This window comes from Mesorhizobium sp. M4A.F.Ca.ET.020.02.1.1 (genome assembly GCF_004022645.1).
Taxonomy (GTDB): domain Bacteria; phylum Pseudomonadota; class Alphaproteobacteria; order Rhizobiales; family Rhizobiaceae; genus Mesorhizobium.
On record NZ_RZOI01000169.1, the window covers coordinates 1 to 9,543 of the forward strand.

Genomic DNA, 9,543 nt, shown 5'->3' on the forward strand with positions numbered 1-9,543 from the left:
CGGATGCTCGGCACCCGGGGCTTGTAATAACACGCCCGAAGGAGACCATTGTGCAAGCACGACTGAAAAACCCCGTAATGCTCATTCCCGGCGCACTGCAGGCATTGCTGGCCCTGGACAAGTCGACCGAGGCGGCCGACGTGCCGTATGTGACGCGCAAGCTCGTCCACCTGCGCGCCAGCCAGATCAATGGCTGCAGCGTCTGCGTCGATATGCACGCGCGTGAGTTGAAGAAGGCCGGCGAGAAGGACGAGCGCATCTTTGCCGTCTCCGCCTGGCGGCGGACGCCTTACTTCAGCGAGCCGGAACGCGCCGCGCTTGCGCTGGCGGAAGCCACGACCCGGCTGAGCGACCGGGCCGACCCGGTGCCGGATCCGATCTGGGACGAAGCTGCCCGGCACTATGATGAAAAGCAACTGGCCGCACTGGTGGTGCAGATCGCCCTGATCAACGCCTTCAACCGCCTCAACGCCGCCACCGAGCAACCTGTCGGCGCGTGGGGGTGAGGGCGATTACTGGCGCAGCACCGTGTTCTTGGCGCCTTGCTCGACCTGGTCGATGACCAGCAGCTTCACCGGACTGTCGCCGATATTGGTGGCCTGGTGCCACTGGCCGATCATCTCGACGATGAAATCGCCGGTCTTGTAGGTGTTGCTGTTGCCGGTCTCGACATTGGTCACCTTGAGCGTCCCGGCCTCGACATAGGCGTAGCGCGGAAACGGATGCTTGTGGACCGGCAAGGTCGCGCCGACGGCGATCTCGAAGGTCGAAACGATGACCTCGACATTCTTCTGCGGCAGCGTGATCGGCTGGCCGGACGCCGTTTCCGTGCGATCGGCGAGCGGGGTCACGACGACAGGGTTTGCGCCGCTGTCCAGAGCGTTGGCGGCGGTTGCGGACAGCGCGACGGTCAGCAGCGCCGATGCCAGGACGTTTCGCATGATTCCTCCTCGGGTCTGGCAGACCATGGCGCGACGTGCGTGCGGGCGCAAGATTCGATGACAGTCCGCGCGCCACATCAGCATGACTGACGGCACGGGCTGTCGTGGCCGCAGCGGTGAGGAGTGCGAAAATGCGAGAATTGCGCGTCAGCCGCCGCTTCGGCTCATTCTGAGAGCCCTTCAACGCTTCATGAGGTCACGGTTGAACCGGATCTCGTGGCCGTACGAGCCGCTCGGCAGGTCAGCGGCCGCCTGCCGGAAGCTGTCTTCTATCCGTGTTGTGTAACGGCCTTCATTCTCCAGCCTGTCCCACAGGACAAAGCAGACTGCCAAGGCGATCACAATGAGCACCGGTCGCATCGGAAAATCTCCCTGAAGAGCTCCCGACAAAGCGCCTTGCATGATGATCCTGGTTTGGTCGAAATACAAGCGATTGCTAATATATAATGCCAACGCCTGCCGCACGCCTCTCAAATGGAGCGGCGGAATTTGTGACGAGCAGGTTACCGCGCTAGCCGGCGATGGCCATGCCAATGGCAATTCCCAGCCCGATGGCGATACCCATCAGGAGCTTGCCGGCGAGGTTGAGCGCGATAGCGCGGCCAACGGCGCGCACGTTGCTGCGGGGCTGTGCCACAGCCCTGGTCAGGTCGTCGAAAGTCGCTTCCACGGTTGCCACCCTGCGATCTTTTGAGGGTAGCCTAAATCATATCTCGGGTTATGTGAATCCCCATTTTGCTCTATGGCGGCGGCAAGCCACCGGCTGGCGCCACGAGGTGCATCTCCGCCCAGGACAGGCCCAGCCGCAACACCCGTTCAGCGCCCGCTCAGCGCCCGCTCAGGCGGCGCGCGGTGGCCGGCCCGGGCCCGCGCATATAGTGGAGTTCCGGCCGGTAGCGTGGCGCGACGAACTCGCGAAAGGCCAATGCCAAGCGGGTGAGGGCCATGCCCAGGGCCGTGACCAGGACCATCGTGGGAAGGCCGAACAGAAGTTTGTGCGACATCATTGTCCCAACCTCATATGCCGGTGTCGATAGGAACAGCGTCTTTGCGCCGGCATGCCTGAAGCTGTGGCAGCAAGAACCGTGCCACGCCTGCCCGGCGCGCGATTTGCCGCCTGAACCGAGGCGCGCAGGCGTCTCATAATGGGTCATTTGCTGCTGGCACCACAATTGCAACGTCAGCAGTGCCGGGTGTTGGGACCGGCACTTGGGGCGCAGGGGTGCCTCGCCGCTCCGCGAATGGAGCGGCGAGGTCGCTGCTTCGTTGTCATCGCTCTCGGTCGTACTCGCTGGTCATCGCCGAGCGGCAATCGGAGTGCTCACCGCTTCTCCCGAGGTCGCCAGCTATCCCGCAGGAAGCACGCCGCACGCGAGCCAACGCCGATCGATTCCGCGTGCAACTCGGCGCCTGGCGAAGTCGAATTGCGCAAATATGCCGTGGATCGGCCGTCTTCGGCCAATCCTGAAAACTCTGCAAATCTTGAAATTGTTGGCTCCCCGGGCCGGATTCGAACCAGCGACCAACCGGTTAACAGCCGGTTGCTCTACCACTGAGCTACCGGGGAACAGAGGCTCTTGTGTAAGTGGCGCTGCCTATAGCAAACCCGTTTCGGCTTTGCAAAGAAGCATTTCACATTTTTTTCCGCCATTTTGTGCATGGCAGTTTCTGGCAATCGCCGGCCGGGCTCCTCATATGAGCAATTCCGCAGGGAACGTGAGCGGGAAAAGGCCGTTCTGGCTATTGCTGGCCGATGACTCTATTCATGGAAACCAGGCACGACATGACTGCAGCAGGCGACAACGCACCGGCGCGGAAAATCACGGTCTTCGGCCGTGAATTCACCATGCCGCGCTCGCGCGGGCTCAGGATCGCCATCGGCGTCGTGCTGATTCTGGGCGGCATTCTCGGCTTCCTGCCCATCCTGGGCTTCTGGATGATCCCGATCGGATTGCTGGTGCTCTCCTATGAATTCGCCATGGTGCGCCGGCACCGGCGCCGCATCGTGGTATGGTGGGAACGCCGGCGTCGTCCGGATTGACTTGTCGGCCGGCGGCCACGGGCGCGCTGATGGAAACCGATCGGAAACGGTGTCCAGTTGTCCAATGAGGGAAAGCGCCGGGATTAACGCGCGGGCGCTTGACGGCATTTCACCGCCAACATATTGAGTTCGCTCGGAACGCCGGGAGCAACGAGGCCTCGTGGCGGAGTGGTTACGCAGAGGACTGCAAATCCTTGCACCCCGGTTCGATTCCGGGCGAGGCCTCCAGTTGCCGGCCCCCAATGGGGCAGGGGTTCCGGTTGGATTGAACCGCGGTCGAGGTGCGGCAAGCGGGATTTGTTGGGCGGACTGGTAGGAAAATGAGCGCTGATTTCTCCGAACGCCGCGTCAAGATGGTCGATGGCCAGGTCCGCACCACCGACGTGACCAGCGCGCCGCTGATCGAGGCCATGCTGTCGGTGCCGCGTGAGGCCTTTGTCGGCGACGGACAGCGCGATCTAGCCTATATCGATGAGGACATCCGCATTTCCAGCGGCGCCAACGGCAGCGGCGCGCGCTATCTGATGGAACCGTCTCCCCTCGCCAAGCTCCTGCAACTGGCTGAGATCGGCGCCGGTGATTCGGTGCTGGATGTCGGTTGCGGCACCGGCTATTCGGCGGCTCTTCTGTCGAGGCTGGCCCGCTCTGTCGTTGCACTGGAAAGCGATTCGGTGCTGGCGGACGGCGCTCGATCGGCGCTCGCGGCGCTGGCCTGCGACAATGTGACAGTGATCACCGGGCCGCTCCCGCAGGGTCATGCCTCCAAGGCGCCCTACGACGTCATCTTCATCGGCGGAAGCGTCGAGGAAGTGCCGGCCGCTTTGCTCGACCAGCTTGCGGAGGAGGGCCGACTCGTTGCCGTGGAAGGTCAGGGCAATTCCGGCGTGGCCCGGCTGTTTTTCAAGGCAGGGGGGGTTGTAACGGGAAGACGGGCATTCAATGCGGCAATAAAGCCACTACCCGGATTTGAACGTACCCACGCATTTGAATTCTGAGCGGTTTTGCCTTGCAGTGAAGGCGCTGTCGTGATCGCTTGTGTTTGAACAATCGTTGCTGATCGCATAAACCGGGCATTTCGGGGCAGTCAGCGGGGGAACGATAGAAGCGCGGCGCCGGCTGTTCAGAGATGAGTGGCTGTCGTGGCGCGGTTCCCATGCAAAACGAATGAGGGATATTACGTGCCGTCCGTAAGCAAGACTGTTCTAGCCGCCTTCCTGGCCTCCGCGACCACCCTTTCGCCGCTGGCCGCCTCCGCGGAAAGCATCACCGGAGCGCTCGCAAAGGCCTACCAGAACAATTCCACACTGAATTCCGCCCGGGCCGGGGTGCGGGTCACCGACGAGGGCGTGGCCATCGCCAAGTCCGGCTGGCGCCCGACCGTCACCGGTTCCGGCAGCATCGACTACTCGAGCAGCCATCTCAACGGCACGAACCAGAGCGTGCGGCTGACCACCGGCAATTTCGGCGTCCAGATCGACCAGACGCTGTTCGACGGCTTTCAGACCAAGAACAATGTCGCGGCCGCGGAAGCCCAGGTGAGGGCCTCGGTCGAAAGTCTGCGCAACACCGAGGAGAACATCCTGTTCAACGCGGCGAGCGCCTATATGGACGTGATTCGCGACCGCCAGGTCGCTGTGCTCACCGAACAGAATCTGCAGTTCCTGACCGAGCAGGCGCGCGCCGCGCGTTCGCGATTCGAGGTCGGCGAGGGCACAAGAACCGACGTCGCCCAGGCTGATGCCTCGCGCTCGACGGCGGTGGCGCAGCTCAGCGCCGCCCGCGCCCAGGCGCTGGCCAGCGCGGCGACCTATCACCAGATCGTTGGCGACGAGCCCGGCAAGCTCAAGGCCGCGGCGCCGCTGGCCAAGCTGTTGCCGTCCAGCCTCGACGGCGCGATCGCGATTGCCGCCACCGAACATCCCGCCATCCTCGCGACGGAGCATCTGGTCGATGCCGCGGCATTCTCGGTCAAATCCCAGGAGGGCGCGCTGCTGCCGCAGCTTTCCGCCAATGCCGGTGTTTCCAGCGCTTACCGCAACACCGTTCCCGGCGTGCTGAGCACGTCCGACGGCACGACGAATTCGGCCAGCATCGGCGCGACGCTGACCATTCCGATCTATTCGGGCGGCCGTACCTCGGCGCTGGTGCGCCAGAGGAAAGAATCGCTGAGCCAGGCCCGGATCGAGGTCGATGTCAGCCGCGACACCGTGCGCCAGGCGGTGACGTCGGCCTGGACGCAATACACCGCCGCGCAGCAAAGCGTCGCCGCCAACAGGCAAGTCATCGCCGCCGCGCAACTGGCGCTCAACGGCGTCATCGAGGAGCGCAATGTCGGCCAGCGCACCACGCTCGACGTGTTGAACGCGCAGAACGCCGTCATCAGCGCCAAGATCAACCTTGCCAGTTCCGAGCGCGACGTGGTGGTGGCGAGCTATGCCATCCTGTCCGCGATCGGTCGCCTTTCGGTCGATCGTCTCGCCCTGAACGTGACGAAGTACAAGCCCGAAGAGCACTACAAGGCCGTCAAGGACAAGTGGTACGGGCTGCGCACGCCGGACGGCCGCTGACCGCTGCGTGTTGCCAGGTTCAAGAGCGCCGCGCGTCCGGGGATGCGCGGCGCTTTTGCTTTAGGCGGCTGTCCCAATGTCGCAGCGACCAGCTCCAGCCGTAGATGCGCTGATCGGCCTGTGTCGCCTAATCTGTTGAAATCCCACATCTCCCCAGATTGGGGATTCTCGGACGACGATCCGTCGGTTACCCTGTCGCCATGATTCGAATCCGGCCTTGCCGGAGCGGAAATCTGGAATGAGTCACAAGGGCGGCGGATGTGACAATGGCGACGGCAAGCAGCGCGCAGCGCGAACCCTCCATGGAAGAGATACTGGCTTCCATCCGGAGGATCATTGAGGACAGCGACACCGGCCGCAAACAGGCGGGGGACGCGAACGAATTGCGCCAGGATCTCCAGCCCGCGCCGACCGCCGCGCCGGCAAATGACGTGGATGCCTTCCGCGCCGAGCTCAATGCGGAGGTCCGCAAGCCCGCCTCCCTGGCCGAGGTTCAGGCACAGCTGGCGGCAGAGCCGACCGCCGCCCGCGTGGAAACGCCATCGCGCACGGATGCGGCCGCGGCCGTTGCGGCCAAGGCGCCGGTGACACTCGCGGAGGTGAGTGCAAGGATCGCCGCCGAACCGGCACTGGCTCAGCCGGCGGGATTTGCGGAAACCAGCGACACGATCGTCGCCGACTGGCAGCGCGAGATCGCCGCTGTCGGTGAAACGGCGAAGGCGGGTGCCGCGAGGCCGGAAAGGGTCGAGCCGAGCGCCCCGGATGTTGTGCCGGACGTTGCGATTGCCGAGGACGAGCTGGCGGATGAGGCCGCCTATGAACCGGCTGTTTCGCGCGTCGCTGCGGCGCCACCGCCCGAGGCGCCGCCCGCCCGCACGGCGATCCTTTCCGAGCATGTCGGCCGCCAGGTCGCCGCTGCCTTTGGCGAGCTTTCCGATGCCTTCGCCAGCCGCAGCAAGAAGACCTTCGACGAGATGGCCGAGGACATGCTGCGGCCGATGCTGCAGGATTGGCTGGACAACAACCTGCCGACGCTGGTCGAGCGCCTGGTACGCGAGGAAATCGAGCGCGTGGCGCGCGGCGCGCAATAGTTCCGTCGATAAGGTCAAACAAATGAAAGCGCCGCCTCAGGCGGCGCTTTTTTTGGCCGTGGCTCGGTCGGCTGACCTGGATGGCCAGGATCAGCGGTCAAGGACCGGCCCTTCAAAGCCATATACCGCCGTTATTCTCGGCTGATGCGCCGACGACTGACTTACAGCTATCGACTGCGGGCAACCCGGCCGCCGATCGCTATCGTGACCTGACGGGGGTTACAATTCACCATACTTTCTGGCACTTGCATGTCCGCCGCTCCGACTACGGCCCCGACTGTCAGGCATGTGGAAAGCCGTACCGCACATCAAGGGCAAAGTTCTGCGCCGAATGCGGGCATGGCCTGGCGTTGAAATGACCGGGGCGAAGCCTATTTGCCGCTGAAGGATCAAGGCAGCCCTGCGGTTGACTTGGCCAAAACCTTCCGATTTACACCGGGTCAGCAAACTCCCGACAGCGCGGACCGTTTTCCCATGCTCGAAAAAACCTACGACGCCAAAACCGTCGAGCCGAAGATCGCCAAAATCTGGGAAGTGGCCGATGCCTTCCGCGCCGGTGCCGGCGCGGAGGAGGGGGCGGAGGCCTTCACCATCGTTATCCCGCCGCCGAACGTCACCGGCTCGCTGCATATGGGCCATGCGCTCAACAACACGCTGCAGGACATTTTGGTGCGCTTCGAGCGCATGCGCGGCAAGAACGTGCTGTGGCAGCCTGGCATGGACCATGCCGGCATCGCCACGCAAATGGTGGTCGAGCGCCAGCTGATGGAAAAGCAGATCCATCGCCGCGACCTGGCTCGCGAGGAGTTCATCGAGAAGGTCTGGGAGTGGAAGGCCGAATCCGGCGGTGCGATCTTCAACCAGCTGAAGCGGCTCGGCGCCTCGGCCGATTGGTCGCGCGAACGCTTCACCATGGACGAGGGCCTGTCCAGGGCGGTTCTGGAAGTGTTCGTGACGCTCTACAAGGAAGGGCTGATCTACAAGGACAAGCGCCTTGTGAACTGGGACCCGAAGCTGCTCACCGCGATCTCCGATCTCGAAGTCGAGCAGCATGAGGTCAACGGCAATCTCTGGCATTTCCGCTATCCGGTCGAGGGCGCGGCGTTCGACCCGGAAGACCCCAGGACGTTCATCACGGTCGCGACGACGCGTCCCGAGACGATGCTTGGCGATACGGCGGTGGCGGTGAACCCGGACGACGAGCGCTTCCGGCACCTGGCCGGCAAGAACGACACCCTGCCGAGCGTCGGCCGCAGGATTCCCGTCGTGGCGGACGAATATTCCGATCCGGAAAAGGGCTCGGGCGCGGTCAAGATCACGCCGGCGCACGACTTCAACGACTTCGAGGTGGGCAAGCGCCACAAGCTGCCGGCGATCAACATCCTCACCGTCGAGGCGGCGATCAACCTCAAGGACAATGAGGATTTCCTGGCCGGTCTCGAGGGGACGCCAGAACGCCAGGCCGTATGGGACGAACTCAACGGCCTCGACCGTTTCGTCGCGCGCAAGAAGATCGTCGAGCTGATGGAGGCCGGTGGCTTCCTCGACAAGATCGAGCCGCACCGCCACACCGTGCCGCATGGCGACCGCGGTGGCGTGCCGATCGAGCCGTTCCTGACCGACCAGTGGTATGTCAACGCGGCCGAGCTGGCGAAGCCCGCGATCGCCTCGGTTCGCGAGGGCCGTACCAATTTCGTGCCGAAGAATTGGGAAAAGACCTATTACGACTGGATGGAGAACATCCAGCCCTGGTGCATCTCGCGCCAGCTGTGGTGGGGCCATCAGATCCCGGCCTGGTACGGGCCGGATGGACGCGTCTTTGTCGAGAAGACCGAGGAAGAGGCGCTCGCCGCGGCGATCGAATACTATCTGGCGCTGGAGGGGCCGTGGAAGGCCTGGGTCGAGGACAAGCTCGAGAATTTCAAGCCGGGCGAGATCCTGACCCGCGACGAGGACGTGCTGGACACCTGGTTCTCTTCCGCGCTTTGGCCGTTCTCGACGCTGGGCTGGCCGGACCAGACGCCGGAGCTCAAGACCTACTATCAGACCGACGTTCTGGTCACCGGCTTCGACATCATCTTCTTCTGGGTCGCCCGCATGATGATGATGGGCCTGCATTTCATGGACGAGGAGCCGTTCCACACGGTCTATGTCCATGCGCTGGTGCGCGACAAGAACGGGCAGAAGATGTCGAAGTCGAAAGGCAACGTCATCGATCCGCTCGAGCTCATCGACGAATACGGCGCCGACGCGCTGCGCTTCACGCTTGCGGTGATGGCCGCGCAGGGGCGCGATGTGAAGCTCGATCCGGCGCGCATCGCCGGCTACCGCAATTTCGGCACCAAGCTCTGGAACGCGACACGCTTCGCCGAGATGAACGAGGTGGCGCGCAACGACGATTTCCGGCTGAACGACGCCAAGCTCGCGGTCAACCGCTGGATCCTCACCGAGCTGACGCGGGCGGCGCGTGAAATCACCGACGGCATTTCCTCATACCGCTTCAACGACGCGGCGGGTGCCGCCTACCGGTTCGTCTGGAATCTGTTCTGCGACTGGTACCTGGAACTCCTGAAGCCTGTATTCATGGGCACGGACGAGGCGGCCAAGGCTGAGAGCCGAGCTTGCGTCGCCTTCGTGCTCGACGAGATCTACAAGCTGTTGCATCCGATGATGCCGTTCATGACCGAGGAGTTGTGGGCGCAGACCGCCGGCGAGGGCCAGGAGCGCGCTTCGCTGCTTTGCCACGCCGCCTGGCCGTCGCCGGACTTCGAGGACGCGGACGCGGCCGCCGACATCAACTGGCTGGTCGATCTCGTCTCCGGCATCCGCTCGGTGCGCTCGGAAATGAACGTGCCGCCGGCGGCGATCGCGCCGCTGATGGTGATCGGCGCCAACACGCTGAC

General features: G+C 63.8%; 10 protein-coding genes and 2 tRNA genes. 7 read left to right on the forward strand and 5 right to left on the reverse strand.

The window, feature by feature from the left end; all coding sequences use genetic code 11:
* Window positions 1-50 precede the first annotated feature (50 nt).
* Complete coding sequence (locus EN742_RS13410; protein WP_126054180.1) at window positions 51-506, forward strand: carboxymuconolactone decarboxylase family protein; 456 nt, start codon at window positions 51-53, stop codon at window positions 504-506.
* 6 nt (window positions 507-512) lie between these two features.
* On the opposite strand, the gene EN742_RS13415 is transcribed toward EN742_RS13410, so the two are convergent.
* The 5 genes from EN742_RS13415 to EN742_RS13430 all read right to left on the reverse strand — a co-directional run bounded on the left by EN742_RS13415 (window position 513) and on the right by EN742_RS13430 (window position 2,508).
* The gene (locus EN742_RS13415; RefSeq protein ID WP_126054181.1) at window positions 513-941 is read right to left on the reverse strand and encodes a cupin domain-containing protein; all 429 of its coding nucleotides are present in this window, start codon (window positions 939-941) and stop codon (window positions 513-515) included.
* A 180-nt stretch (window positions 942-1,121) separates the two neighbouring features.
* Window positions 1,122-1,301: a hypothetical protein gene (locus EN742_RS13420; RefSeq protein WP_127407656.1), complete on the reverse strand. Its 180-nt coding sequence runs from the start codon at window positions 1,299-1,301 to the stop codon at window positions 1,122-1,124.
* A gap of 151 nt (window positions 1,302-1,452) precedes the next feature.
* Window positions 1,453-1,611, reverse strand: coding sequence for a hypothetical protein (locus EN742_RS38070; protein WP_189347342.1), 159 nt, complete (start codon window positions 1,609-1,611; stop codon window positions 1,453-1,455).
* A 157-nt stretch (window positions 1,612-1,768) separates the two neighbouring features.
* The gene (locus EN742_RS38075; protein WP_126054183.1) at window positions 1,769-1,948 is read right to left on the reverse strand and encodes a hypothetical protein; all 180 of its coding nucleotides are present in this window, start codon (window positions 1,946-1,948) and stop codon (window positions 1,769-1,771) included.
* 485 nt (window positions 1,949-2,433) lie between these two features.
* Window positions 2,434-2,508, reverse strand: a tRNA-Asn gene (locus tag EN742_RS13430).
* Between the two features lie 216 nt (window positions 2,509-2,724).
* Between EN742_RS13430 and EN742_RS13435 the strand changes: the two genes are divergently transcribed.
* The 6 genes from EN742_RS13435 to EN742_RS13460 all read left to right on the forward strand — a co-directional run.
* Window positions 2,725-2,982, forward strand: coding sequence for a hypothetical protein (locus tag EN742_RS13435; RefSeq protein WP_126054184.1), 258 nt, complete (start codon window positions 2,725-2,727; stop codon window positions 2,980-2,982).
* Window positions 2,983-3,136: 154 nt separating this feature from the next.
* Window positions 3,137-3,210: transfer RNA gene (locus EN742_RS13440), tRNA-Cys, on the forward strand.
* Between the two features lie 92 nt (window positions 3,211-3,302).
* Entirely contained in the window at window positions 3,303-3,977 is a 675-nt protein-coding gene (locus EN742_RS13445) for a protein-L-isoaspartate O-methyltransferase (RefSeq protein WP_127399851.1), read from the forward strand.
* 183 nt (window positions 3,978-4,160) lie between these two features.
* Entirely contained in the window at window positions 4,161-5,549 is a 1,389-nt protein-coding gene (locus EN742_RS13450; RefSeq protein ID WP_126054185.1) for a TolC family outer membrane protein, read from the forward strand.
* 266 nt (window positions 5,550-5,815) lie between these two features.
* Window positions 5,816-6,640 (forward strand): PopZ family protein, encoded by an 825-nt coding sequence (locus EN742_RS13455; RefSeq protein WP_126054186.1) that lies wholly within the window; start codon window positions 5,816-5,818, stop codon window positions 6,638-6,640.
* 474 nt (window positions 6,641-7,114) lie between these two features.
* A partial coding sequence (locus EN742_RS13460; protein ID WP_128332899.1) for a valine--tRNA ligase occupies window positions 7,115-9,543 on the forward strand: 2,429 nt, incomplete at its 3' end.

Bases quoted from the DNA above. Each gene is read 5' to 3' on its own strand.
- EN742_RS13415 (WP_126054181.1), bottom strand. From the start codon at position 941: ATGCGAAACGTCCTGGCATCGGCGCTGCTGACCGTCGCGCTGTCCGCA.
- EN742_RS13420 (WP_127407656.1), bottom strand. From the start codon at position 1,301: ATGCGACCGGTGCTCATTGTGATCGCCTTGGCAGTCTGCTTTGTCCTG.
- EN742_RS38075 (WP_126054183.1), bottom strand. From the start codon at position 1,948: ATGATGTCGCACAAACTTCTGTTCGGCCTTCCCACGATGGTCCTGGTC.
- EN742_RS13435 (WP_126054184.1), top strand. From the start codon at position 2,725: ATGACTGCAGCAGGCGACAACGCACCGGCGCGGAAAATCACGGTCTTC.
- EN742_RS13445 (WP_127399851.1), top strand. From the start codon at position 3,303: ATGAGCGCTGATTTCTCCGAACGCCGCGTCAAGATGGTCGATGGCCAG.
- EN742_RS13455 (WP_126054186.1), top strand. From the start codon at position 5,816: ATGGCGACGGCAAGCAGCGCGCAGCGCGAACCCTCCATGGAAGAGATA.